Consider the following 26,052-nt stretch of genomic DNA (forward strand, 5'->3'; position numbering starts at 1 on the left):
GTCAGCACACGATGTCGCCGAGACAGCTGGCACATAAGGACGCCTACTTCCGGGCCGTGACGATGACGCCCGTAGCTCAGCCCGAGAGGCCGTAACGCTGAGTCACATATTCATCAGTCAATTGCGACAGCTCGTGCGCGTCGGGCAGAATAGGCGAGTGCGGTGGCGGCGTGTGGGACGGGCGCTGCAGATCTGGGCCACCCACGCGTTCGCGGCCTTCGGCGTGGTCGCGCTGCTGCTGCAGTCCTATCAGGCAGTCTGGGACAAGCCCGCATTTCCGGGGTACGGGGCAACGGTCTCAGCTGTCGTGGCGTTGGGATCCCTGCTGTACGGGCTGGTCCGGGCCCGCGTAGGCACCGTGTGCCGCGTGTTCGACCACCCGCGCTTTCGCGTCGTGGTGATGCCCGGCGACATGTTCGATCAAGACGACGCCCATCTTGTCGTGGGCTTCACTGACGTGTTCGACACTGATGTAGCCGGCAACCGGATCGTGCACGGACGCAGCGTGCAGGCCCAGTTCCTGCAGCAGATGTATGGCGACGATGTCGCGCACCTCGACGCCGATTTGAAGGTCGCGCTCGCGCCCGAGCCAGTGCTGGCCTCCATCTCCCGCGACGAGAAGCCTTACGGCAAGCTGGACCGCTATCCGATCGGCACGGTGGCCGTGCTCGGCGCGCCGCGGCGGCTGTTCTTCTGCGTCGCGTACAGCACGATGTCGCCCAGTCTGGTCGCGGCATCCTCCACGGACGCGCTGTGGCAAAGTCTCAGTCGACTCTGGAAAGCGGTGCACGAACGCGGGCAGCGGCAACCGCTCGCCATGCCCGTCGTCGGAGCTGCCCTCGCCCGGGTGAACGCTCTCGATCGCGAGGCGTTGCTTCGCCTCATCCTGCTGTCGTTCGTCGCAGCGTCGCGCGAGCGGGTACTCACCACCGAACTGCGGATTGTGCTGCCCCCGGCGGAGTACGCACAGGTTGACCAGCGTGAGCTGCAGGCGTTCCTCGAGTCGCTCTGATCACAGATCGGCGTGGAGGTGAAAGCCGTCCAAGCGCTCGGTATATCACAGTGCCTCGCCCGCGCTGCCTGTACGGCACCCATAAGGCGCCACCATGCCGGCTACGGCTCCGCCTAGCTGGGCGTCGCATTTGCCCAGGCGCTGACCTGCCGGCATACCGGCAGCGGATAGGAGTGCTGTAGCTGCCAGGCTCGCAGTTCGGCCCTCGTGAGACCGCTCGATCCGCCGACACGATCAAGCATGACACGCGTCGGCCAACCCCGAAAAAGCAACATGCGCGGACCATGGCAGGGCGACGCCGTACATCGCCGACAAACCTGGTCGCCGACCGCGTAAGTGGGGGGTTTTCGGGGGAAGGTTCAATATGACCTAGACAAAAATCAGGCCCTGACCGGCGTTTCTGCTGGTCAGGGCCTTGGATTGGTCGGGCTGACAGGATTTGAACCTGCGACCCCTTGACCCCCAGTCAAGTGCGCTACCAAGCTGCGCTACAGCCCGTAACCCCACCCCAGAACCCGGGGTGCGGCGACTCGGAAAGCTTACCAAGGGGGCACGGAAACCTGCGCACCGGCATGCCTAGCCGTGCGCCTTGCCCCGCCCGCCCGGCCCGGTCTTCTTGCGAGGCCGAACCGACACCTCGATCGGCGTCCCTTCGTACCCGAACTCCTCGCGCAGCTTGCGCTCGACGAACCGGAGGTATCCGGCGTCCAGCGGTCCGGTCGTGAATAGCACGAAGCGTGGCGGCGCCACACCGGCCTGCGTGGCGAACAGCACGCGGGGTGCGCGTCCGCCGCGGACCGGGTGGGGGGTGGCCTGGGTGAGGGCGGTGAGCCACTGGTTCAGTGCGCCGGTGGCGACGCGCTGCTCCCAGGATGCGAGTGCGCGCCGCAGCGCGGGCGCCAGCTTGTCGACCGCGCGGCCGGTCTTGGCGGAGATGTTGACGCGGATCGCCCACGGGATCCGCTTGAGGTCGCGGTCGATCTCCTTGTCGAGGTAGTACCGCCGGTCCTCGTCGACGAGGTCCCATTTGTTGAACGCGATGACCAGGGCTCGGCCGGCTTCGACGACGGAGGTGAGGACGCGCTGGTCCTGCTCGCTGATGGTCTCGGCAGCGTCGAGCAGCACGACTGCGACCTCGGCCGCCTCGACCGCACCGGCGGTCCGCAGCGAGGCGTAGTACTCCGTGCCGCTGGCCTGGTTGACGCGTTTGCGCAGGCCGGCCGTGTCGACGAACTGCCACACCTCGCCGTCCATCTCCACGAGGCTGTCGACCGGGTCGACCGTGGTGCCGGCGACGGAGTCGACGACGGCGCGTTCCTCCTTGGCGAGCCGGTTCAGCAGGCTGGATTTGCCGACGTTGGGACGCCCGACGAGGGCGACCCGGCGCGGGCCGCGCGGGCCGCCTTCGATGATGGGCGGGGCGGGCGGCATGGCTTCCAGGATCGCGTCGAGCAGGTCGCCGGAGCCGCGGCCGTGCAGGGCGCTGATCGGGTACGGCTCGCCGAGGCCCAGCGACCACAGCGAGGTCGCCTCGATCTCCAGGCTCTGGTTGTCGGCTTTGTTGGCGACCAGGAGTACGGGCTTGGAGCTGCGGCGCAGCATCCTGACCGCGGCCTCGTCGACGTCGGTGGAGCCGACGGTCACGTCCACCACGAAGATCACGACGTCGGCGGTCTGTACCGCGATCTCGGCCTGTGCGGCGATGGCGGCGGCCCGGTCCTTGGCGTCGGGCTCCCAGCCGCCGGTGTCGACGACGGTGAAGCGGCGCCCGTTCCACTGGGCGTCGTAGGGCACGCGGTCTCGGGTGACGCCGGGGACGTCCTCGACGACGGCCTGTCGGCGGCCGATGATGCGGTTGACCAGCGTCGATTTGCCGACGTTGGGGCGGCCGACGACGGCGACGACGGGGGCGGGGCCGGTGGGGCTCGCTTCGACGTCCGGTCCGGCGGTGTAGTCGTCGATCTCGAATTCGGAGAGGTCGACCGGGAAGTCCGTCACGAATGTGCCTTGCTGTTCAGCAGGTCGAGCAGGTGGGCCACGACCTCGTCGATGCCCATGCCGGTGGTGTCGACCTCGATCGCGTCGTCGGCCTGGCGCAGGGGGTCGGTGGCGCGGCTGGAGTCGAGCTTGTCGCGGCGGGCCAGGTCGGCCTGGGTGGCGGCGACATGGGTGCCGTCCTCGGCGCTGCGCCGCTGGGCGCGGGCCGCCGCGGAGGCGGTCAGGTAGACCTTGAGGTCGGCGTCCGGGGCGACCACCGAGGCGATGTCACGTCCCTCGACGACGATGCGCGGGGCGCCGGCGATGAGGGCGCGCTGCTGCTCGACGAGGCGGCGGCGTACGGCGGGGACGGCGGCGACGGCGGAAACCGCGGCGGTCACCTCGGCGCCACGAATGGGGTTGTCCACGTTCGTCCCGTTCGCGAAGAAGTGGGGCGCGACCGGGTCCGTACCGATCGACAGCTCCGTCTCCTCCACGATCTTGGCGATGGACTCGGGGTCCTGCAGGTCGGCGCCCGCCTGCAGCACCGCCCAGGTCGCCGCCCGGTACATCGCGCCGGTGTCGAGGTAGACGCCGTCGAGGGCGGTGGCGAGACGCCGGGAGACGGTGGATTTGCCCGATCCGGAGGGACCGTCGACGGCCACCACGCACCTCGCCGGCCGTACCTGTTCCGCCACCGTTCCTCCTCAGTCCCCGGGTCGACCAACCCTCCTATTGTGCCCGCCGTTCCGAACCGCTGCGGAGTCAGTCCCCGACGGCCTTGAACAGCGCCCCGATCTCGGCGTTCGACAGGTGCCGGAAGCCGCCGGGCCGCATGTCGCCGAGGCGGATCGGACCCACCGCCGTACGGATGAGCCGGCTGACCGGGTGGCCCACCGCATCCAGCATGCGCCGCACGATGTGTTTGCGCCCCTCGTGCAGGGTCACCTCGATCTGCGCGGTCTTGCCGAGCGTGTCCACCAGGCGGAACGTGTCGACCCGGGCGAAGCCGTCCTCCAGCTCGACGCCGGCCAGCAGCTGGCGCCCGACGTTACGCGGCAGCGGCCCGGCCACCTCCGCCAGATACGTCTTGGCGACCCCGAACGACGGGTGCATGAGCTTGTGCGCGAGGGCACCGTCGTTGGTGAGCAGCAGCAGCCCCTCACTGTCGGCGTCGAGCCGGCCCACGTGGAAGATGCGCTGCTCGAACGTGCCGAGGAAGTCGGCGAGCTCGTTGCGGCCCTTATCGTCGTCCATGCTGGAGACCACGCCGCGGGGCTTGTTCATGGCCAGGTACACCATCTTGGTGTCGGTGACCACACGCTGGCCGTCGACCTGGATCTCGTCGGTGCCGGGGTTCACCTTGTCGCCGAGCTGCGCGATCCGGCCGTTCACGGTGACGCGCCGGCGGAAGATGAGGTCCTCGCAGGCCCGCCGGGAGCCGACTCCGGCGGTCGCGAGGACCTTTTGCAGCCGCACAGTTTCCGGGTCAGCCTGAGGCATCGAGCACTTCTTCCACGTCGTCGGGCAGGAACGGGGCCAGCGGGGGCAGCTCGTCGACCGAGTTGAGGCCGAGCTTCTCCAGGAACAGAGCGGTTGTCCGGTACAGAAACGCCCCGGTCTCCCGCTCCGTGCCGCATTCCTCGATGAGGCCGCGGGTGACCAGGGTACGCATGACGCCGTCACAGTTCACACCGCGGATGGCGGAGATGCGCGATCGGGTCACCGGCTGCTTGTACGCGACGACCGCAAGCGTCTCCAGGGCAGCCTGGGTGAGCCGCACGGATTGCCCGTCCAGCACGAACCGCTCGACGTATCGCGCGTATTCGGGCCTGGTGTAGAGCCGCCAGCCGCCCGCGGCCCGGCGCAGGTCGAAGCCGTGCCCCGCCGCGGTGTAACCCGCGGAGATGTCCTCCAGGACGGCCGCGACCCGCTCGGCGGGCTCCTCGAGGATCTGGGCGAGCTGCAGCTCGGCGACCGGCTCGTCGACGACGAGCAGGATCGCCTCGAGGGCTGCGCGCAGCTCGGCGTCGTCCATCGGCGCGGGCGCGGCCTCCGGCTCATCGACGGTACGGGGCTCGTCCGCGCCCAGGGCCCCGATCGGGACGCCGGGTTCAGCCAAGTGGAGAGCCTCGACCGGAACGCTGGGTTCAGCCAAGTGAAGAACCTCGACCGGAACGCTCGGTTCATCCGAATAGAGAGCCTCGACCGAAATACCGTTTTCGTCCTGGTTCACGGCGTCGACCGGAGCCTCGGACTCGTCCGCTTCCTCAGCATGCGCCGCACCATCCTCGGCCTTCACCGCAGCATCCTCGGCCTGCGCCGCAGCATCCTCGGCCTGCGCCGCAGCTTGCTCGGCCAGCTCAGCGGCTTCCTCGGCGTCCATGGCCGCTTCCTCGGCCCGCACGGCCGCTTCCTGATACGCCCGGTCCGGTGGCAGCGGCGGGCGTTCCCACGGGGGCACCCAGGACGCGGCCTGCGCGGCCAGGGACTCGGGTCGCTCGTCGGTCATGGGGTCTCCTGCGCGGGGGCCGGGGCGGTCTCGGGCTTGGGCGGGGTGCCCTCGTAGTCGTCGATGTCGAGCTCCACGTCCGCGGCGTCCTCGCCGCCGACCCAGCGCACCGTGAGCTCGTCGAGCGAGACCGGCTGGTCGAACTCGACGAGACCTTCGCGGTACAGCTCCAGCAGGGCGAGGAACCGGGCGACGATCTCCAGCGTGGTGTCGCAGTCCGCGATCAGCAGACGGAACGGGGCACTGCCCGCCCTGCGCAGCCGTTCGCGCAGCAGATTGGCGTGCTCACGGACGCTGACCCGGACCTGGTGGATGTGGGCGATGGACACCTCGGGCGGGCCCGGCTTCGGGGTGAACTGCTTGATGGCGAGCTTGAGCAGCCGCTGCGCACCGACGCCGAGCACCAGGTCGGGCAGGGCTTCGGCGTACCGCGGCTCGAGGGAGACCGCGCGGGGCCAGCGCCGGGCGCCGGTGCTCTCCAGCGCCGCCAGGTGCGCGGCGGCCTCCTTGAACGCCTTGTACTGCAGCAGCCGGGCGAACAGCAGGTCACGTGCCTCCAGCAGCGCCAGGTCCTCCTCGTCCTCGACCTCGGCGGCGGGCAGCAGGCGGGCTGCCTTGAGGTCGAGCAGGGTGGCCGCGACCAGCAGGAACTCGCTGGCCTCGCCGAGGTCCCAGTCGTCGCCCATGGCCCGGATGTACGCGATGAAGTCGTCCGTGACCTGGTGCAGCGCCACCTCGGTGACGTCGAGTTTGTGCTTGCCGATCAGCTGCAGCAGCAGGTCGAACGGGCCCGTGAAGTTGTCCAGCCGCACGGTGAAGCCGCCGGCGGGCGCGCCGTCAGCGGACGCGCCGACGCCGGACGCGCCGTCGGGTGACGCGTCGGCCTCGGCCGCAGTGGGCTCCGTGGGGGGTGACTCGGGCACGCGTTGACCGTAGACCACCGGCCCGACAGCCTGGTCAAGGCTCACCTGCCTACCCCCACACCCCGGGAAACCACGTCTTGATCAAGCCAACGCGTCACGCGGCCGGGGGTGACTGGTGGTCGCTACGACCACAGGCGCAGGACGAGCCCGCCGACGAGGTCGATCGGCAGCAGCCCGCGCCGCACGCCGGCGCAGGTCACGGGCTGACCGGACGCGAACAGCACCGGGTCAGTCCCGCTCGGCCTGGGAGGCGATCACCTCGCGGGCGAGCTGGCGGTAGTTGCGCGCCCCGGAGGACGCGGGATCCAAAGTGGTGATCGGCGCACCGGCCACGGTCGACTCGGGGAACTTGACCGTCTTGGTGATGACGGTCTGGTACACCTTGTCGCCGAACGCCTCCACGACCCGCTGCAGCACCTGGCGGCAGTGCGTGGTGCGGCTGTCGTACATGGTGGCGAGGATGCCTTCGAGCTCGAGGTCGAAGTTGAGCCGCTCACGCACCTTGTCGATCGTGTCCAGCAGCAGCGCGACACCGCGCAGGCTGAAGAACTCGCACTCCAGCGGGATGAGCACCCCGTGCGCGACCGTCAGCGCGTTGATCGCCAGCAACCCGAGCGAGGGCTGGCAGTCGATGAGGATGAAGTCGTACTCCTTGCGCACCTTGCGCAGCGCCCGGGCCAGCGCCATCTCCCGGGCGACCTCGTTGACCAGCTGGATCTCGGCGGCGGACAGGTCGATGTTGGCGGGCAGCAGGTGCAGACCGGCGACGTCGGTCTTGATGATGACGTCGTCGGTGGTGACGTCGTCCTGCATCAGCAGGTTGTAGATGCTCAGGTCGAGGTTGTGCGGGTTGACGCCGAGGCCGACCGAGCAGGCGCCCTGCGGGTCGAAGTCGACGAGCAGCACCTTGCGGCCGTACTCGGCCAGGGCGGCGCCCAGATTGATCGTGGTGGTGGTCTTCCCGACCCCGCCCTTCTGGTTGGCCAGGGCGATGATGCGGGCCGGGCCGTGCCGGTCGGTCGGCATCGGCTCGGGAATGGGGCGGCGCATCGTGTACGCCGTGGGATCGGCGGGGCCGAGGTCCGCGCCGAGGTCGAGGGCGCTCTGCTGCTCGCGCAGGACCGTGGTCCAGGCCTCCGCCTGGTCGCCGTTGCCCGCCATGTCGTCCCGTCGCCCCCTTTCGACTCGCCGCCGCTCCCGGGGTGATCTCGGTTTTCCGCCGCGGGTTGGCTCAGCCGATGCTCGACTGTACGCCACGCGTAGCGCCGGGCCGGGGTGAACATTCGGCGTGTCGCACCGTCGGTTACGTGCGGTCAGCGGGCCCGAGGGTGCGCGGTGGCGTACACCTCACGCAGCCGGTCGACCGTGACCAGCGTGTATACCTGGGTGGTCGTCACGGAGGCGTGCCCGAGCAGTTCCTGCACCACACGCACGTCGGCGCCGCCGTCGAGCAGGTGGGTGGCGTACGAGTGGCGCAGGGTGTGCGGGCTGACCCCGTGCGGCCCGTCGGTGTCCAGTCCGGCGCGCTGGGCGGCGCGGCGAAGGATCGACCAGGCGCTCTGCCGTGACAGTGGCCCGCCGCGGGCGTTGAGGAAGACCTTCGGGGTGCCGCGTCCGGCGGCGACCAGCGTGGGCCGCCCGCGGACGAGGTACGCGTCGAGGGCGGCGCGGGCGTACCGGCCGACCGGCACGAGCCGGGTACGACCACCCTTGCCGTGCAGCACGGCGGCGCTCGGATCGCCCCGGTGCAGGTCGTCGACGTCAGCGCCGACCGCCTCGGAGATCCGCGCGCCGGTGCCGTACAGAAATTCCAGCAGGGCCCGGTCGCGCAGGCCCAGCGGGCCGTCGTCGCCGCCGGTCGCGGCCAGCAGGCGCTCCACCTGGTCGACGTCGAGCGCCTTGGGCAGCCGCTTGGGTGGGGCGGGCGGGCGGACCTCGCGGCTGACGTCGTGCGAGGTCACACCTTCGCGGGCGGCGAAGCGATGCAGCCCGCGGACCGCGCTGACCGCGCGGGCCGCGGACGCGGCCGACAGGGCCGGGTGGCCCGGCTCGCCGGCACGCAGCACCGCGAGGTGCCGCGCCACATCGGCCTCGGCGACCGCGGCCAGGTCGGCGATCCCGGCCGCGGTCAGGGTGTGCAGATACCGGTCGAGGTCACGACGGTACGAGACGAGCGTGTTGCCCGCCAGGCCGCGCTCCACCGTCAGGTGGTCGAGGTACGTCCCGACCACCCGGCGCAGCGCGGCCGACGGTTCGTCGTCGCCCGGTTCGTCGTCGCTCAGCGCAGCACCTCGGCGAGCGGCATGACCTGCATGCCGTGCGCGTCGGCGACCGGACCGTAGACGACGTGGCCGCCGTAGGTATTGACGCCCAGGGCCAGGGCCGGGTCGGCCTTGACCGCGTCGCGCCAGCCGCGGTTGGCCAGCTCCAGCGCGTACGGCAGGGTGACGTTGGTCAGCGCGTACGTGCTGGTGTGCGGCACCGCGCCGGGCATGTTGGCGACGCAGTAGAACATCGAGTTGTGCACCCGGTAGACCGGGTCGGCGTGCGTGGTGGGCCGGGAGTCCTCGAAGCATCCGCCCTGGTCGATGGAGATGTCGACGAGCACGCTGCCGGGCTTCATCCGCGACACCAGCTCGTTGGAGATCAGCGTCGGGGCCTTGGCGCCGGGCACGAGCACCGCGCCGACGACCAGGTCGGCGTCGAGGACGGCCTTCTCGACCTCGTACGCGTTGCTGGCCACGGTCTGCAGGGTGCCCCGGTAGTCGGCGTCGAGCGCGCGCAGCCGGGCGATGTTCTTGTCCAGCACCAGCACCTCGGACTGCATGCCGAGCGCGATCGCGGCGGCGTTCTGGCCCGCGACGCCGGCGCCGATGACCACGGTCTTGGCGGAGTACACGCCGGGCACGCCGCCCATGAGCACGCCGCGGCCGCCGCCGGAGCGCATCAGGTGGTACGCCCCGGCCATCGGCGCGAGCCGGCCCGCAACCTCGCTCATCGGCGCGAGCAGCGGCAGCGAGCGGTCGGTCAGCTCGACCGTCTCGTACGCGATGCCGGTGACCTTGCGGTCGAGGAGCGCGTCAGTGCACTCCTTGCTGGCCGCCAGGTGCAGGTACGTGAAGAGGACCTGCCCCTCACGCATGCGGTGGTACTCCTCGGCGATGGGCTCCTTGACCTTGAGCACCAGATCTGCGGTGCCCCAGACGTCATCGGCGGTGCCGAGGATCGTCGCGCCCGCGGCGACGTAGTCGGCATCCGTGATCGACGAGCCGTTCCCGGCTCCTGCCTGCACGAACACCTGGTGTCCGGCACGGGTGAACTCGAACACGCCGGCCGGGGTGATCGCCACCCGGAACTCGTTGTTCTTGACTTCGGTGGGAATGCCGACCTTCACGAGCCGACACCGTCCTTTCCTCAACGCTGAGTGACGTCCCGGGTCCGCTCGGCCTATACCCGAACGGGGCTCACTCGGAGACTACCGTCCCATTCAGTGGAAGGCCGACCGCGGCCCGGGACGTCACCGCACGTCACGAACAGACGCGTGCCGGGTGATCCTCAGATGGCCGGGGTGTCCGCGGGCCGCAGCGTCGCCCAATCCGCGGCGCGGGCTGCCGCCGCGGCCAGTACCCCGCCGACCGCGGCCGCGTTCGTGATCTCCCCGCGCAGCACCATCGCGACCGCCTCGTCCAGGTCGAACCGGGCGATCTCCAGGTCCGCCTCCTCGTCGGTACGCACGTGCCGCTGCTCCTCGGGCACCGGGGACAGGTCCCGGGCCAGGAACAACCGGATCGTCTCGTCGCTGAAGCCCGGCGAGGTGTGCAGGTCCAGCAGCAGGTCCAGCCGGCCGGCCCGCAGATCCACCTCCTCGGCCAGCTCCCGGGCCGCGGTCAGCGCCAGGTCCTCCCCGGCCACGTCGCGCAGCCCGGCGGGCAGCTCCCACAGCTTGCGCCGCACCGGATGCCGGTACTGCTTGATCAGCACGACCCGGCCGGCGTCGTCGAGCGCCACGACGCCGACGGCGCCCTTGTTCTCGGTGAGATCCCGGGCGGCGGTACCGCCGCCCGGCATGGTCACCACGTCGGTGTACACCGAGAAGATCGGGCCGGCGTACCGCTGGACACGGGACCGGGTCTCATGGTCGAACGTGGTCACGAGGCGGAGACCGCCTCGTCGGCCAGCGGCTCCACCGGCAGCTCGTCGGCGGCCGCGTAGGTGACCGAAGCCGCCACGAACGCGGCGAACAGCGGGTGCGGGCGCGTGGGGCGGCTCTTGAGCTCCGGGTGGGCCTGGGTGGCCACGAAGAACGGGTGTGTGTCACGGTCCAGCTCGATGAACTCGACGAGGCGGCCGTCCGGGGAGGTGCCGGAGAAGACCAGGCCCGCCGCGGCCAGCTTGTCGCGGTAGGAGTTGTTCACCTCGTACCGGTGGCGGTGCCGCTCGGAGATCTCCGTGCTGCCGTACGCCTGCGCCACGATCGAGCCCGGGGCGAGCGCCGCGGGGTACGCGCCCAGCCGCATCGTGCCGCCCAGGTCGCCCTTGCCCGCGACGATGTCCTCCTGATCGGCCATCGTGGAGATCACCGGATGCTGCGCCTGCTCCTCGAACTCCAGGGAGTTCGCGCCGGTCAGCCCGGCCAGGTGCCGCGCCGCGTCGATCGTCATGCACTGCAGGCCCAGGCACAGCCCGAGGACCGGGATGCGGTTCTCCCGGGCGTACCGGGAAGTATTGATCTTTCCTTCGATACCGCGGACGCCGAAGCCGCCCGGGATCACGATGCCGTCGACGCCTTTGAGGGCGAGCGCCGCACCGGCCGGGGTCTCGCAGTCGTCGCTGGGCACCCAGCGGATGTTGACCCGGGCCTGGTTGGCGAACCCGGCCGCCCGGATCGCCTCACTCACCGACAGGTACGCGTCCGGCAGGTCGATGTACTTGCCGACCAGCGCCACCGTGATCGTGCGGCGCGGGTGGTGCACCCGCTGCAGCAGGTCGTCCCACGTGGACCAGTCCACGTCCCGGAACGACAGCCCGAGCCGCCGCACCACGTACGCGTCCAGGCCCGCGCGGTGCAGCACCTTCGGGATGTCGTAGATGCTCGGCGCGTCCGGAGCGGCGACCACGGCCTCGCGGTCGACGTCGCAGTACAGCGACAGCTTGTGCCGCAGCTTCTCCGGGATCTCCCGGTCGCTGCGGCACACCAGCGCGTCCGGCTGGATACCGATGTTGCGCAGCGCGGCGACCGAGTGCTGGGTCGGCTTGGTCTTCAGCTCCCCCGACGGCGCCAGGTACGGCACCAGCGACACGTGCAGGTAGAAGACCCGGTCCCGGCCGATCTCGTGACGCACCTGGCGGATGGCTTCCAGGAACGGCAGCGACTCCATGTCGCCCACGGTGCCGCCCACCTCGGTGATGACCACGTCCGGGCGGCGACCGCGGTCGTCCGGGTCGGCCATCGCGAAGATGCGTTCCTTGATCTCGTTGGTCACATGCGGGATGACCTGCACGGTGTCGCCCAGGTACTCGCCGCGGCGCTCCTTGGCGATCACCGCGGAGTAGATCTGGCCCGTGGTGACGTTCGCCTTCGCCGACAGTTCCCGGTCCAGGAACCGCTCGTAGTGGCCGACGTCGAGGTCCGTCTCCGCCCCGTCCTCGGTCACGAAGACCTCACCGTGCTGGAACGGGTTCATCGTGCCCGGGTCGACGTTCAGGTACGGGTCGAGTTTCTGCATGACGACGCGCAGCCCGCGTGCGGTCAGCAGGTTGCCGAGGCTGGAGGCGGTGAGGCCTTTGCCCAGCGAGGAGGCGACGCCTCCGGTGACGAAGATGTGCCGCGTCTCGCGAACTGCTGCTGCCAAGGCCTGCTCCCGTGGTCATCTGAGGCGGTCCGCGATCCGAGAGGCACTGGATCTGAGCTACAGACCGGCGATGATCAGGAACCGATCATCCACGGGATTCCAGGGTAACACCATCGCGGTCGCACGGACGTCCGGGCTGCACGGGCACGAACGTGTCACCGGGCGCCCACCCGGCGTAACACCGGATCGGGTGGCGCCAGGCCGGGACCACCCGGACCGTCGGTCTCCCAGTCGGCCCGGGTCCGGTCCGCCGCATGATCCAGAACCCGCAGCGTGACCAGCACCGCCGTCGGCACCGCCGCGGCCGCCGCGGCCCCGGCGACGGCCAGCGCCGAACCACCCAGCGCCCCGGCGATCAAGGACGCCACGGCCGTACCGGCGGCCGCCGCGCGTAGCGCCGGGTGCAGGCCGAACAGGCGGTTCAGCCCGCCCCACGGCGAGTACCGGCAGAACGCCAGCATCAGCACGCCGACCACGGCGAGCAGCGTCAGCGGGCTGTCCAGCAGGGTCTGACCGTTCGCGGCCGCCGCCCGCTGCACGGCCGGGCCGCCCGTACCGTCGGCCAGCGCGCTGAGGAAACGGCCGAGGCTGCCCTGTTCGAGGGCGGGACGGCGCAGATCCACCACCGCGAACCCGATCGTCACGCCGAGCCCGGCCAGCGCGGCCCACGCGAACCGCGGGAACGTCAGCCAGCCACCCGAACTGATCGCGGCGGCGACACACACCCCGGCGGTCACCGCGACCGCCCCCACCGGGTCCGCCCCCAGGTACGGGCTGCCGACCATGACCACGGCGACACCGCCGACCAGGACCACGACCACCGGGCGCCACGGGCGCCGGCGTACCCATTGGGCCGCGCACCCCGCGACGATCAGCGCACCGGCCACGAACACGCCCAGCCCGACGCTGCCCACGCCCGCATACCGGGTACCCAGCACGGTCGAATACCCGGCGACGCCGTTGAGCTGCAGCCGGGAACCGGTGAGCAGGTCTGCGCCGACCACCGCGGCGCCGATCGCCGCGGCCGCACCCATCGGCCACAGCGTGCGCGGATACCGCGGCGCGACCCGCACCGCGGCCGTGCCGACCGCCATCAGCACCAGCGTGAGCAGACCGAACACCAGACCGGGGTGGGTGGTCCGCCACCAGGGCATGGCGTCGGCCAGCAGCGCGGCCGGGATGGCCAGGGCCGCCGCGATCAGCGCGGGCTCGGCGATCGCCAGCCACCGGCGCGGCACACCCGCGGGGCCGGTCGGCCCGGCATGCCGCCGGGCCCGCACCAGCAGCGGCACGACCAGCGCGAACAACAGCAACTGGGCCACGGCCAGCACGGTGAAGAACGTTCCCGCCACCGACGCCTGCGCACCCGCCCGGCGGTCCGCGTCGTGGGCGCCGCCCACGGCCGCGGCCAGCTCGGCCGGCCGGCCCGGCACCGAGGACACACTGCGCCCGGTGAACAGCTTCGCCGGCTGCGGGCGGCCCAGCGCGGACAGTACGGTCGGCGCCAGGTCGACCAGCTTCAGGTATCCGTCGCGGCCGGTGCCCGCGGAGGTCAGCCAGCCGCCCGCCCAGCCCGGCCCCTCGACGATCGCGACGTGCAGTCGCGACGTGGTGTCGGTGTCCGAAACCCCCGCGACCACCACGAGGGAACGCTCCGGCCGGGCCGCCACGACCGCGGCGAGTGCGGCGTCGGCCCGCGCCACCGCGGCCTGCCGGGCCGCCCCCGAACCGGTGATCGTGCCCAGGTCCACGATGCTGAGCACGCACGAGGACAGCAGCCCGCGCAGGTCGGCGGGCGGCGTCGGCTCGTACCGGTCGACGCGGCCGAACGGGCGGGCCGCGGCCACCGCCGCCCCGGGCCCGACCGCGACGGTGCAGCGCACCGACTCGGCCAGCGCCCCCGGCACCGCCCCGTACGGCGACTCCTCCGCGTTCGCGTCGACCACGGAACGCTGCTCCGTGATGTTCGCGCCGATGTCGTCCGGGCGGGTGAGCGCCGGCTGGATCGGCGGGCACGAGCCCGTGACCCGCTTGGTGTCCCACGCGGCATAGTTGCCCGCGCCCAGCGTGAGCCAGCCGTCGACCGGGCAGGTGGTGCCGTGCGCGCTGCGTACCGACAACCAGCCCACCGAACCCTGCGACGCCTCCCGCCACAGGGTCGGGGTGCGCTGCGGGTCCAGGTCGTCCCAGCGCAGGCCGGGGGCGCCCGCCAGCAGCACGTAGTCGGCGCGGGCCGGGACGGCGCCGGTGGCCGGGCGCACGGTCAGCCCGGCCAGGCTCGCCGCGGCGGCCAGCACGACCAGCACGTACGGCAGCCACGGCCGCACGACCCGGGCCGGGCCGCGCAGACGCCGCCGCGCCGCCCGGGTCGGGGCCGACAGCCGGCGTCGGGCCGGGGCGGTCAGGCGGCGTAACGGATGCAGCGCCCAGCGCGGCCGGTTCGTCGTCACGCTCGCCCAGCTCTGCTGGTCGCGGTCACGGCCGAGTACGCGGCCCGTACGTCCGCGACGGTGTCGTCCTCGGTGGGCCAGGTGGCAGCACGCTGCGGGCCGCGCTGCGCGAGGTCGGCGAGCCGCTGCGGATCGGCGAGCAGCTCCCGGACGGCGGCGTCGAGCGCGTCCACGTCGCCCGGGGGCACCAGCACCGCGGCGTCGCCCACCAGCCCCGGCAGGCCGCCGACCGCCGTGGCGACCAGCGGCACCCCGGCACGCATGGCCTCCTGGGCGAACAACTGGCGGGCCTCCCAGTCACTGGTCACCACCGCCAGATCGGCACCGGCGAGCAGATCCGGCACATCCGTACGGTGCCCGAGCAGGAAAAACGGCGCCCGCTTCGCGCTGGCGCGCTGGGCCAGCGGCATGTAGCTGGGACCGGAGCCGGCCACCACGACCGCAGGGGCCGGGTCCAGGTCGCGCCACCGGGCCGCGGCGTCGACCAGCACGTCGTACCGCTTCTGCGGGTGCAACCGGCCGACCGACAAGATCAGCGGGCCGCCGGGCTTGAGCCGGAACTCCGCGCGGACCTGCGCGCGGGAGCGGCGGGCCAGCCGTACGTCGGGGGCCGCGACCGGGCCGAGCCGGGCCTGCCGGGCGCCCACCGCGGTGGCCCGCCTCACCAGGTCCTCGGAGGCGCCCAGAGTGAGGTCGGCCGCGCGCGCCACGATCCGCTCCACCAGCGACGACGCCTGCCCGCGCAGACCCCGGGCCAGGACGGCGTTGTGCCAGGTGACCACGAGCGGGACCCGGGGACGGGCCAGCGCGGCGACGAACCCGGCACGCAGCCCGTGCGCGTGCACCACGTCGACGTCCCGCTCCGCCAGCGCCCGCCGCACCGCCCGGATCGCCCCCGAGTCCTGCGGGCCCGGGTTCGCCGGGATCTCCACCGGCACGAAGTCCGCGCCCGCGGCCGTGAAGCCGAACAGTTCGTCGGTCGCCGCCGGGCCGCACACCACCACGGGGCACCCAGCCGCGACGAGGCCACGGGTGAGGGAAGCGACGTGCCGGCCCACCCCTCCGGTGCTGGAGGCCAGCACGAGGGCGACCGGCCCGCACCAGGAATGGTCGCGGGTCGCGTCCGTCATGACGTGTTCCTCCCGTTCGGCGTGGCGGCCCCTCCTCGGCGCAAGCGGCGGGCCAGCGTCGAGACCAGGGGCCGGATGTCGTGACGGTCCATCGGGTAGGCCACCGCGACGAAACCGACCGCGAGCACGACACCACCAAGAATGCCCTGCCCGAGGCCGCGCACCCCCTCCGGCGCCGCGTCCAGGACGTGACCTGTGCCGCGAACCACTGCAAACGCCACGATCCCGGCGACGACGGCCGCCACAATACCGACCCCGGCGGCGCGGGGCAGCCCCGCGAGCGCCGAGGCGCCCGCGCGCCGCCGTACCGCGGCGACGAGCAGCAGGCCGATGACGGTCATCCCGACAGTGTTCGCCAGGCCGAGCCCGAACACCTGATCGCGCGCGGGCAACGCGGCCGACAGCGCCAGCGCGCTGACCGCCGCGACACCCCAGCCCGCGGCGGTGGCCAGCGCCGCGGCGGCCGTGGCGCCCCGGGCGTACAGGGCACGCGACAACAGGGCGAACAGCGCGTACCCGAGCAGGCCGGGCGCGAAGCCGACCATGCCGGGCGCCGACCCGTCCGCGTTGAGCAGCGTCGCCGCCGGCTCCGCGAGCACGGCCAGCGCGGCCGCACCCAGGCACGACAGCAGCATCACGGACCGCGCGGTCCGGGACAGGCTGTCCGCGTACGCCGCGTCGTCGCCACGGGCGGCCGCGGTCGCCAGGCCGGGATACACCGCGGTGGCCAGCGGTACGGCGAGCACCGCCCACGGCAGCAGGAACATCGTCTGGGCGGCGTTGTACAGCGTCAGCGGGCCGTGCACCGCCAACGCGACGACCGTCACCACCATGATCTGCTGGGCGCCCACGGTCACCGCACCGGCCCAGCCCAGCCGGAGCGCCTGACGCCCCTCCCCGCCCGGGAACCGGTAGCGCGGCCGCAACCGCAACCGCAGCCGCCGCAACGGGACGAGCAGGCACAGCGCGAGGACCACCACCCCGACGGTGGTGCCGACGGACAGCGTCAGCTCCCCGGCGCTGCTCAGACCGCCCAGGTCCGTGCCGGACCCGTCCAGAGCGGCATACGTCAGGTACGCGGCCATCACGGTCACGCTCGACAGCAGCGGGGCGATGACCGGCCAGGCGAACCGGTGATGCGCCTGCAGGACCCCGGTGAGCACGATGCCGATCCCGTACAGGGGTAACTGGGGCGCGAAGACGCGCAGCATGCGGGCCGCGACGACCTGGTCGGCGGCGGCCACGTCCAGCAGGCCCGCGATCGGCCCCGCCGCCAGCGCCACCACCAGCGCCAGCGGCACGAGCAGGGTCAGCACCCAGGTCAGCAACGCGGACGCGACCGCGGCGACCCGGGCGCGGTCGCCGTCGGCCACCGAACCGGCCAGCAACGGAACCACCAGGCTGGCGAGAGCGCCGCCCGCCACGATCTCGAAGACGATGTTCGGGATCGTGTTCGCGGCGTTGTAGACGTTCGCCAGTCCGCCGTGGCCAACCGTGTGCAGGAAGACAAACGTACGGCCGAAGCCCGCCAGCCGCGCGACCACGGTCAGCACCGTGATCACCGCGGCGGCCCCGGCGACCCGTCCCATCGCGGCGGGTCGCGCCCAGCCCGGCCCGCGCTCGTCGCCGGCCGCGGCATCCGCCTGTGCGGGGGCTTCCGCCGATCCCGGCCCGGTGGCGCGCTCGGGAACCCCAGCCTCCGGTGGAACGCTCACGCTGCTCCCCCGAGCGTGCGCTCGCTGCGCTCGGTGCACTCGCTCACGCTGAACTGACTGGGCGTGCGCTCGCGGCCCTCGCTGCGCTCGGTGCACTCGCTCACGCTGAACTGACTGGGCGTGCGCTCGCGGCCCTCGCTGCGCTCGGTGCACTCGCTCACGCGGAAGGAGACCGGCGGCCGAGTTCGTCCAGGTAGCGCAACCATGGCGTGTCCTGGATGACCTTGGTGAAGCTGACCTTCTCGCTGGCAGCGGTCAGGCCCGCGACCGCGGCCAGGGCCACCGCCCGCCCGAACGGCCCGGTACGCGCGGCCAGCGCGACCCCGAGCAGCGCGCCGAGCGCGTTCGCGCCCGCGTCGCCCAGCATGATCTCCTCGCCGAGATCGGCGGGCAGCAGCGCGGCACCGGCGCCCAGCGTGCCCGCCGCGACCGCCCCGCCGCGGCCCACCGCCAGCGGGGCGCCGATCAGCGCGCCGGCCTTCAACGCCCGGCCGGGCCGCAGGTCCAGCAGGTTGAGCAAGTTGGCGGTGCCGGCGATCACACCCGCGCCGAGCAGCACGTCAACACCCCGGCGGACCACCCCGGCGCCGGTGCGGCCACGATGGGCGCGGACCCGGGGGTCCGCGCCGAGCAGCGCGGCCGCGGCGAGGCCGGCCGCACCCACCCCGGCGATCTTGACCACGCCGCTGGTGACCCGGCCCTCGCGCAGCGCCCCGAGGTGGCCCGCGAAGCCCTTGGCGGCCTTCTGCTCGGGCCGCGCGCCGACCACGTCGTCGTAGGCGCCGACCGCCCCGCACGTGGCGCCCGCGACCAGGGCGGCACCCGCGACGGCCGCGCTGGGCGCGCCGAGCACCGCGCCGACGGTCGCCCCCGCCGCGAGAGCGGGACCGCCGGCAAGGCTCACCGTACGGCCGTGGAAGTTGGTGCGCTCCAGCTCGCCCGCGCGCGGATCGCTCCGGATCCAGGCCAGCGCCGCCCGCGCGACGATCGCCCCGGTACCGAACGACCGGGCGAACCGTGTAGCCATGATGTCGATCTCCTGACTCCGCCGGTCCGGCTGAGAGGACCGGCGACCGGGTAGTGAGTCTAGGGAGCCGGGGCTACGCCGCCGTCTTGGGCACCAGCGAGGTCGCCCCCGCGGCGAGGCCGTACTGGCCGATCTTGCCGCCCGTGATCCGCTCGATGACGGTCAGCGCGACGGCGAGCTGGCCCTGCACGCTGCCCGCGTTGTCCACGGTCGAGATCTTGCGGACCATGGTCGGGTCGCCGCGCACCTCGGCGACGAGGTTGCCGTCACCGCTGCCGTTTCCGGCCACGACCAGCGGCTTGTCCTTGCTGAACTGGTTGGCGAGCGTGACCGCGGACTGGTTCCGGCGGGCCGCGTCCTTGTCGACCGCCGGCAGGGCGGAGACCACGACCGTGGCCTCGGCGCCGCCGACGGCGCCGTCCTCGACCGCGATGTAACCCGGCTTGGCGTACGCGGTGAGCACCGCCGTCAGGTCGCCCGCAGCGACCTCCGGGGTGCGCTGCTGCAGCGCGAGCGCGAGCAGCGCGCTGGAGGTCTCCACGCCGTCGCTGTTCAGCGGAAGCCGGGCCACCTGAATGGTCGGCTGCGAGGCCCGGTTCGCCAGGTCGAGCAGCTCCACGTTGTTGGCCGGGTCGAAGAACTTGTCCTGGACGGTGACCTTCGCGGTGACCTTGGCACCGGCGACGGTCAGCATGGAGACGACCCCGTCGACGTAGTCCTGGCTGCCCGGCAGCGCGACCACCAGCAGCCGGCGGCCGGTCAGCTTGCCACTGACCAGGGCCGGCGCGACCTCGTTGGCGAAGTCCTGGCTGCGAGTGAGTTCCTCGCGGTACTGGTTGGCCTGCGAACGGTAGTTGCCGTTGTCCTTGCTGAGCGTGGTGACCTGGTCCTTGAGGCTGTCGGCGACCGGCCCGTTGAGCGCGGCGGTGCCCACGACCAGGCCGATGGCCAGTGCGAGGAAGACCGCGGTGAGCGACACCACGTGGTACCGGAAGTTGATCACGCCTAGAGCCTCTTGGTCATTCGGGGGTCAGAAGAGGTGTCCCAGCTGGAACACCAGATTGTCCCACCACTCGGATACCACAGCGAGGTACGCCTTGCCGACCGTGGACACCGCCACGGCCGAAGCCATGGCCGCGATCGCGGCCAGCACGAGCAGCAGCAGCGCCGAGCCGGAGATGTTCTGCCGGTACAACCGGCTGACACCCTTGGCATCGACCAGTTTGCCGCCCACCTTGAGCCGAGTGAGGAAAGTCGACGCCATTCCCCCGCGGCCCTTGTCCAGGAACTCGACCAGGTTGGCGTGGGTGCCCACGGCGACGATCAGCGAGGCGCCCTTCTCGTCGGCCAGCAGCATGGCCAGGTCCTCGCTGGTGGCCGCGGCCGGGAACGTCAGCGCGGCCACGTCGAGCTGGCGGACCCGGTCCAGGCCGGGCGCCCGCCCGTCCGGGTACGCATGCACCACCACCTCCGCGCCGCAGCGCAGCACGTCGTCGGTGACCGAATCCATGTCCCCGATGATCAAATCGGGGGTGTAGCCGGTCTCCACCAGCGCGTCCGCCCCACCGTCGACGCCGATCAGCACGGGCTTGAACTCGCGGATGTACGGCCGCAGCACGTCCAGGTCGGCCTTGTAGTCGTACCCGCGTACGACGATCAGCACGTGCCGCCCGGCGATCGGGGTCTGCACGTCGGGCACACCGACGCCGTCGAGCAGCAGGTCACGTTCCTGCTTGAGGTAGTCCATGGTGTTCGCGGCGAACGCCTCGAGCTGCACGGACAGCCCCTCGCGGGCATTCGCCATGGCGGCAGCGACCGTGCCGGCGTCCTGCCGGATCCCGGTGGCCACGACCTCGTTGTCGACGAGCACCGAATCACCCTCGATGGTGACCGTGGTGCCCTCGCGCAGACGGTCGAACACACCCTCGCCGAGGCCGTCGATCAGCACGATGCCCGCCTGCACGAGCACCTCGGGGCCCAGATTCGGGTACCGCCCGGAGATGGAGGGTTTCGCGTTCAGGACCGCGGCGACGCCGACCGCCACCAGGGAGTCCGCCGCCACCCGGTCGATGTCGACGTGGTCGATGACCGCGATGTCGCCGGGGCGCAGCCGACCGACCAGACGCTTGGTCCGACGGTCGAGGCGCGCGGTGCCGGTGAGCGTACCCGGTTCGACGGGCCGCGTCCGGCGCAAGGTGGGAAGTCGCATCGTGGCCATCCTGACATGCCCGATCACCCGCGCCGAATACGACATGCGAGAGATCACGCCCGAATAGGGCAAATAGGTATCCGCTGCTCCGGCAGCCGCGTCAGTGTTCCCTCTCCTGACCCGCCACCGCCAGCAACTCCTCCGCGTGGGCGATGCCGAGATCGGAATCCGGCAGGCCGGCCAGCATCCGGGCCAGCTCCCGGGCACGCTCCCCCTCCTCGACGATCCGCACCCCGCTGGTCGTGATCGCGCCGCCGGTGTCCTTCGCGACCACCAGATGCCGGTCCGCGAACGCCGCCACCTGCGGCAGATGCGTCACCACGAGCACCTGATGGGTACGCGCCAGCCGGGCCAGCCGTCGCCCGATCTCCACCGCGGCCTGACCACCCACACCCGCGTCGACCTCGTCGAAGACCAGAGTCGGCGGGCCACCGGCGCCGGCGAAGGCCACCTCGATGGCCAGCATCACCCGCGACAGCTCACCGCCCGAGGCGCCCTTCTGCAGCGGCAGGCTGGGCGCGCCCGGGTGGGCGAGCAGCCGCAGCTCCACCTCGTCCGCCCCGTCCGGGCCCGGCGCCAGATCGCGGCCGTCGGCGCGCAGCACCGGCTCGTCGCGGCCCGGCGACCGCGGCAGCACCGCCACCTCCACCCGCGCGTGCGGCATGGCCAGCCCGGCCAGCTCCACGCTGACCAGGTCGGCGAACCGGCCCGCAGCCTGCTGCCGTGCCGCGGTCAGCCGCACCGCCAGCTCACCCACGGTCGCCTCCAGCCGCAGCCGCTCCCGGTCCAGCTCCTCCAGCAGCTCGTCGGAGGTGTCCAGCGCCGCCAGCCGGGCACGGGCGTGCTCCGCCCAGGCGATGACGCCGTCGACGTCGTCCGCGTACTTGCGGGTCAACGCGCGCAGGGCCGCCCGCCGCTCATGCACCGCCGACAGCCGCGCCGGGTCGGCGTCCAGCGCCGCCAGATACGCCGACAGCTCCGAGGACACGTCGCCCACCAGCGTCGCCACCTCCTCGAGGCGGGCCGCGAGATCACCGAGCACCGGATCCACCCCCGACTGGGCTGACAGGGTGCGCCGTGCCGTACCGAGCAGCTGGGTCGCATCCGGGGTGTCGTCGACCGCCTCCACCCCGCCCGCGAGCGCCTGCGCGGCCAGCGCCGCCGCCGTCCGCAGCCCCTCGGCGTGCTCCAGCCGCTGCGCCTCGGCGCGCAACTCCTCGTCCTCGCCCGGCTGCGGGTCGACCCGGCTGATCTCATCCAGCCCGAGCGTCAGCAGGTCGGCCTCCTGACTGCGCTGGCGGGCGTGACGACGCCGGTCCGCCAGGTCGTCCACCGCCGCACGCCAGCGCCCGAACGCCTCCCGGTACGTCGCCAGCAGCTTCTCATGCTCCGGCCCCGCGAACCGGTCCAGCGCCCCCCGCTGCTCGGCCGGGCGCAGCAGGCGCAGCTGGTCGGACTGCCCGTGCACCGCCACCACCTGCTCGCCCACCTCGGCCAGCATCGCCACGGGCATGCTGCGCCCGCCGACGTGGGCCCGGGAACGACCCTCGATGGTCACCGTCCGGCTGAGCAGGACCGTGCCGTCGTCATCCGGCTCGGCACCGGCGTCGGTGACCCGCGCCTGCACCGTGTCGGCCAGCGCGCCGGTCAGCCGCAGCCGCCCCTCGACGACCGCGCGGCCCGGATCGGCCCGGACCCGTCCGGCGTCGGCGCGGCCGCCGAACAGCAGGCCGAGCCCGGTCACCACCATCGTCTTACCCGCGCCGGTCTCACCGGTGATCACGTTCATGCCTGCGGTCAGGCGCAGCGTCGTGTCCTCGATGACGCCGAGCCCGGTGATGCGCAACTCCTCCAGCACAGGGCAGACAGTATCGGTGGCGTCCGACAATTGCCCACCGGCATCCGCGTGGATCAGCGTCGATTCCCCCGCCAGCCGTCCACCGGCAGGGCGAACTTCGCCACCAGCGTGTCCGTGAACGGCCGCGGCGCAAGCCGGACCAACCGCACCGGAAGGTCACCGCGCTGCACCGTCACCGTCGCCCCCGGCGGCAGATCCCACGTACGCCGCCCGTCGCAGCACATCACCGCGAACGACGTGTACGGGTCCACCGTCAGCATCAGTGTCGACGTGGGCGCGGTCACCAGCGGCTTGCTGAACAACGCGTGCGCGCTGATCGGCACGAGCAGCAGCGCCTCCACCTCCGGCCACACCACCGGCCCGCCGGCCGAGAACGCGTACGCGGTCGACCCGGTCGGCGTGGCACACACCACCCCGTCGCAGCCGTACCGCGACAGCGGCCGCCCGTCGACGTCCACGAGCAGCTCGAGCATCTGGGCCCGCTGGCCCTTCTCGACGCTGACCTCGTTGAGCGCCCACGAGTCGGCGATGAGCCGCCCGTCGTACTCGGCCCGCACGTCGAGCGTGAGCCGTTCGTCCACGGTGTACGCACCGGCGATGATGTCGCGCACGGTCTGGTCGAGGTCGCTGATCTCGGCCTCGGCGAGGAAACCCACCTTGCCGAGGTTGATCCCGAGCAGCGGCGCCTTCGCCGGGCGGGCCAGCTCGGCCGCGCGCAGGAACGTGCCGTCCCCGCCCAGCGCGAAGACGATCTCCACACCCTCGGCCGCGGCCGGGTCGTCGACCGGGGTGACCCCGGCAGGCAGCTCCAGGTCGGCGACCTCCGCCGCGATGACCCGCACCTCGAAACCCGCCTCGATCAGGTCTCGGGCGACCGCCTGGGCGTGCTGGGTGCTCTGCCGGCGACCCGTGTGGGTGACCAGCAAGGCGGAGCGAGTCATGCCATCTCCTCTTTCAACCGGACGTCTCGGGCACCGGCCCGCCGGAGGCTACCCCGCCGGAGGGCCCCGCCGCGACCACGGTCCGCACCCGCTCGGCATCAGCGGGTGGCGCATCCCGCCGGAACCACAGGAAGAACTCGACGTTCCCGCTGGGCCCGGGCAACGGGCTCGCGGTCACCCCGGCGACGCCCAGGCCCAGATCCGCGGCGCTCGCCGCCACGTCCAGCACGGCCTCCGCCCGCAGCGCCGGATCCCGCACGACGCCGCCCGCACCCACCCGGTCCTTGCCCACCTCGAACTGTGGCTTGACCATGAGCGCGAGGTCACCGTCCGCGGCGGTGCACGCCGCCAGCGCGGGCAGGACCAGCCGCAACGAGATGAACGACAGGTCGGCCACGGTCAGCGCCACCGGGCCGCCGACGGTCTCCGGGGTCAACGTGCGCACGTTGGTGCGTTCCAGCACGGTGACCCGCTCGTCGGTGCGCAGCGGCCAGGCGAGCTGCCCGTAGCCGACGTCGACCGCCACCACGTGCGCCGCGCCGGAACGCAACAGCACATCGGTGAAGCCCCCGGTGGACGCCCCCGCATCCAGACAGCGTCGCCCGGCCACGGTCAGCCCGCTCCCGGCGAACGCCTCCAGCGCACCCGCGAGCTTGTGCCCGCCCCGGGACACGTACTCGGTGGCCGGGTCGTCGCCGGTGACCACGACCGGATCCGCGGGGTCGATCATCGCGGCGACCTTGTGGGCCACGGTGCCACGTACCTGGACGCGGCCGGCCGCGACCAGCGCGGCGGCCTGCTCCCGGGAGCGGGCCAGCTTGCGACGGACGAGCTCAGCGTCGAGACGGGCGCGGCGGGCCATTCACATTCCTCGCGTACGGGGGGCTCAGGGTCGATGACTCAGCGGTCGATGCTCGCCAGCGTCTCCTGCAACACCTGATACGCGGCCTCGTACGCGGCGATCTGGTCGGCGGGGGGTAGCTGGGCGGCGTTGGCGAGCGAGCCCAGCACCGCATCCACCGCAGGATGCCCGGTGGAGTCCTCGCCACCGCCGACGCCATCCGCGCCGGCACCGTGCCCCGCCGCACCGGGGTGACCCGGCAGAGGGCGGCCCGGCGGCGGCCCCGGCCGCGCAGCGCCCAACGGCAGGCCGGACTGGCCGGACGACGCGCCGGGCTGCGCACCGCCGAACGGCAGGCCGGACTGGCCGGCACCGGACGACGAGCCGGGCCGCGCGGGATCGGACGGCTGACCGGGCTGGGCCGGACCGGACGGCGAACCGGGCTGATATCCGGGTGCCGGACCGGGCCGGGGACCGGGCACCGGGGTTTGCGGACCCGTCACTGATGCGTCTCCGTCCCGGCGCCCTGCTGCGTTGACCGGTCAGTCGGACGTTCGGCCGCAGTCCCGGTACTCCCTTGCGGCGTCGCCTCGCCCGCCCCCGAGCCTGCGGGTGCCTGCTGAACGGCCTGCGCGGGAGCCGGCACCGTGGCGGCGCGGTCGTTCGAGGTGACCGGCTCGAAGGCAGGCAGGAATTCGGGGGCGGCCGGAGCCTGCTTGACCGGCGCGACGGGCGTCTCACCCGTGCCCGTCGGCGTGGCGACCCGCGCCCCCGTAGTCGTTGCCGGTGCGCCGACGGCGCGAGGTCCGGCCGGTGCAGCCTTCTCGGCCACGGCCTTCTTGGCCACCGCAGTCTTCGCCACGGCCTTCTTCGCCACAGCCTTCTTGGCCACCGCAGTCTTCGCCACAGCCCTCTTCGCCACGGCCTTTTGCGCTGGCCCAGCCGGGGTGACGGCCTTCGCGGCGGGCGTCGTCGGCGTGACCGCCTTCTCAGCGGGCGCCGTCGGGGTGACGGCCTTCGTGGCAGGCGTTGTCTTGGCAACCGTCGTCGGCGCGACGGCCTTCTTGGCAACCGCCTTCTTCGCAGCCGTCGTCGGGGTGACGGCCTTCTTGGCAACCGCCTTCTTCGCCACGGCCTTCTTCGCGGGCGTGGGTGCCGCCGGCGAACCGCCCTCAGCCGCATTACCCGCGGAAGCTGCCACCGTGCCGCCTCCGGTGGCTGGACCCCCGGCCCGCGCATCGCGCAGTTGCCGTTCCAGGTCCCGCACCCGCGCGGTCAGTTCGGCGACTTCCTCCGCGGTGGCCAGGCCGACCAGGCCGAGCGCGCGGTCGACCTCGTACCGAACGATCGTGGTGAGCGCTTCACGGTTGGGCATTCCGGTGCTGACCATGTCCTCGACGAGGCCCTGCAGTTGCGCGGCGGTCTGGCCGCCTTTGCTGATCAGGTCACCGGCCACCTTCTGAGCCTTGCGGCGCGGCTCCTCGGTCAAGCCGAGCGCCAGCTCCAGATACGCCCGCCATGCGTCCTGCATGTCCGCTCTCCTCGCTCACGGCCCTCCAACGGGTGTCACGCTACCGGGCGGCCCAGCACGCCCTGTGCGGTACC

22 protein-coding genes and 1 tRNA gene are annotated in these 26,052 nt (G+C 72.5%); 1 reads left to right on the top strand and 22 read right to left on the bottom strand.

The features are described from left to right. Positions 1-172: 172 nt before the first annotated feature. On the top strand, positions 173-1,012 hold the full coding sequence (locus ACMCNK_RS09860; RefSeq protein ID WP_412736086.1) for a macro domain-containing protein: 840 nt from the start codon (positions 173-175) through the stop codon (positions 1,010-1,012). A gap of 421 nt (positions 1,013-1,433) precedes the next feature. Here the strand turns inward: ACMCNK_RS09860 and ACMCNK_RS09865 are convergent. From ACMCNK_RS09865 to ACMCNK_RS09970, 22 genes are all read right to left on the bottom strand, one after another. Beyond that, positions 1,434-1,510, bottom strand: a tRNA-Pro gene (locus tag ACMCNK_RS09865). Positions 1,511-1,588: 78 nt separating this feature from the next. After that, the gene (der, locus tag ACMCNK_RS09870) at positions 1,589-3,010 is read right to left on the bottom strand and encodes a ribosome biogenesis GTPase Der (protein ID WP_412736087.1); all 1,422 of its coding nucleotides are present in this window, start codon (positions 3,008-3,010) and stop codon (positions 1,589-1,591) included. Continuing rightward, positions 3,007-3,687, bottom strand: coding sequence for a (d)CMP kinase (cmk, locus tag ACMCNK_RS09875; RefSeq protein ID WP_412736088.1), 681 nt, complete (start codon positions 3,685-3,687; stop codon positions 3,007-3,009). The genes der and cmk overlap by 4 nt, the downstream gene beginning before the upstream one ends. A 67-nt stretch (positions 3,688-3,754) precedes the next feature. Beyond that, positions 3,755-4,492 (bottom strand): pseudouridine synthase, encoded by a 738-nt coding sequence (locus ACMCNK_RS09880; RefSeq protein WP_412736089.1) that lies wholly within the window; start codon positions 4,490-4,492, stop codon positions 3,755-3,757. Further along, positions 4,479-5,501: an SMC-Scp complex subunit ScpB gene (scpB, locus tag ACMCNK_RS09885; protein ID WP_412736090.1), complete on the bottom strand. Its 1,023-nt coding sequence runs from the start codon at positions 5,499-5,501 to the stop codon at positions 4,479-4,481. Before scpB ends, ACMCNK_RS09880 begins: the two co-directional genes overlap by 14 nt. Beyond that, complete coding sequence (locus tag ACMCNK_RS09890) at positions 5,498-6,424, bottom strand: segregation and condensation protein A (RefSeq protein ID WP_412736091.1); 927 nt, start codon at positions 6,422-6,424, stop codon at positions 5,498-5,500. Before ACMCNK_RS09890 ends, scpB begins: the two co-directional genes overlap by 4 nt. Before the next feature lie 228 nt (positions 6,425-6,652). Next, entirely contained in the window at positions 6,653-7,585 is a 933-nt protein-coding gene (locus tag ACMCNK_RS09895; RefSeq protein WP_412736092.1) for a ParA family protein, read from the bottom strand. A 152-nt stretch (positions 7,586-7,737) separates the two neighbouring features. Further along, on the bottom strand, positions 7,738-8,706 hold the full coding sequence (locus ACMCNK_RS09900; protein WP_412740803.1) for a site-specific tyrosine recombinase XerD: 969 nt from the start codon (positions 8,704-8,706) through the stop codon (positions 7,738-7,740). Then, positions 8,703-9,818 carry an alanine dehydrogenase gene (gene ald / locus ACMCNK_RS09905; RefSeq protein ID WP_412736093.1) on the bottom strand — a complete coding sequence of 372 codons (1,116 nt, stop codon included), beginning with the start codon at positions 9,816-9,818 and terminating at the stop codon, positions 8,703-8,705. The genes ACMCNK_RS09900 and ald overlap by 4 nt, the downstream gene beginning before the upstream one ends. 161 nt (positions 9,819-9,979) lie before the next feature. Then, the gene (locus ACMCNK_RS09910; RefSeq protein ID WP_412736094.1) at positions 9,980-10,576 is read right to left on the bottom strand and encodes an NUDIX domain-containing protein; all 597 of its coding nucleotides are present in this window, start codon (positions 10,574-10,576) and stop codon (positions 9,980-9,982) included. Then, positions 10,573-12,276 (bottom strand): CTP synthase, encoded by a 1,704-nt coding sequence (locus ACMCNK_RS09915; RefSeq protein WP_412736095.1) that lies wholly within the window; start codon positions 12,274-12,276, stop codon positions 10,573-10,575. The genes ACMCNK_RS09910 and ACMCNK_RS09915 overlap by 4 nt, the downstream gene beginning before the upstream one ends. Positions 12,277-12,431: 155 nt before the next feature. Continuing rightward, positions 12,432-14,624 (bottom strand): hypothetical protein, encoded by a 2,193-nt coding sequence (locus ACMCNK_RS09920; protein ID WP_412740804.1) that lies wholly within the window; start codon positions 14,622-14,624, stop codon positions 12,432-12,434. Positions 14,625-14,722: 98 nt separating this feature from the next. Further along, positions 14,723-15,856 (bottom strand): glycosyltransferase family 4 protein, encoded by a 1,134-nt coding sequence (locus ACMCNK_RS09925; protein WP_412736096.1) that lies wholly within the window; start codon positions 15,854-15,856, stop codon positions 14,723-14,725. Next, on the bottom strand, positions 15,853-17,571 hold the full coding sequence (locus ACMCNK_RS09930) for a lipid II flippase MurJ (protein WP_412736097.1): 1,719 nt from the start codon (positions 17,569-17,571) through the stop codon (positions 15,853-15,855). Before ACMCNK_RS09930 ends, ACMCNK_RS09925 begins: the two co-directional genes overlap by 4 nt. A gap of 157 nt (positions 17,572-17,728) precedes the next feature. Beyond that, a complete protein-coding gene (locus ACMCNK_RS09935) occupies positions 17,729-18,598 on the bottom strand; it encodes a hypothetical protein (protein ID WP_412736098.1) in 870 nt (289 codons plus the stop codon). A 73-nt stretch (positions 18,599-18,671) separates the two neighbouring features. Continuing rightward, complete coding sequence (locus ACMCNK_RS09940) at positions 18,672-19,601, bottom strand: copper transporter (RefSeq protein ID WP_412736099.1); 930 nt, start codon at positions 19,599-19,601, stop codon at positions 18,672-18,674. Positions 19,602-19,628: 27 nt separating this feature from the next. Next, on the bottom strand, positions 19,629-20,807 hold the full coding sequence (gene steA, locus ACMCNK_RS09945; protein ID WP_412736100.1) for a putative cytokinetic ring protein SteA: 1,179 nt from the start codon (positions 20,805-20,807) through the stop codon (positions 19,629-19,631). Between the two features lie 100 nt (positions 20,808-20,907). After that, complete coding sequence (gene recN / locus ACMCNK_RS09950; protein WP_412736101.1) at positions 20,908-22,665, bottom strand: DNA repair protein RecN; 1,758 nt, start codon at positions 22,663-22,665, stop codon at positions 20,908-20,910. A gap of 53 nt (positions 22,666-22,718) precedes the next feature. Then, positions 22,719-23,606 carry an NAD kinase gene (locus tag ACMCNK_RS09955; protein WP_412736102.1) on the bottom strand — a complete coding sequence of 296 codons (888 nt, stop codon included), beginning with the start codon at positions 23,604-23,606 and terminating at the stop codon, positions 22,719-22,721. A gap of 13 nt (positions 23,607-23,619) precedes the next feature. Then, positions 23,620-24,468, bottom strand: coding sequence for a TlyA family RNA methyltransferase (locus tag ACMCNK_RS09960; protein WP_412736103.1), 849 nt, complete (start codon positions 24,466-24,468; stop codon positions 23,620-23,622). 38 nt (positions 24,469-24,506) lie between these two features. Beyond that, the gene (locus ACMCNK_RS09965; RefSeq protein ID WP_412740805.1) at positions 24,507-24,749 is read right to left on the bottom strand and encodes a hypothetical protein; all 243 of its coding nucleotides are present in this window, start codon (positions 24,747-24,749) and stop codon (positions 24,507-24,509) included. Positions 24,750-24,946: 197 nt separating this feature from the next. Further along, on the bottom strand, positions 24,947-25,978 hold the full coding sequence (locus tag ACMCNK_RS09970; protein ID WP_412736104.1) for a histone H1-like repetitive region-containing protein: 1,032 nt from the start codon (positions 25,976-25,978) through the stop codon (positions 24,947-24,949). Positions 25,979-26,052 lie beyond the last annotated feature (74 nt).

The sequence above is a fragment of the Krasilnikovia sp. MM14-A1259 genome, from assembly GCF_047159535.1.
Taxonomy (GTDB): Bacteria; Actinomycetota; Actinomycetes; order Mycobacteriales; family Micromonosporaceae; genus Actinoplanes.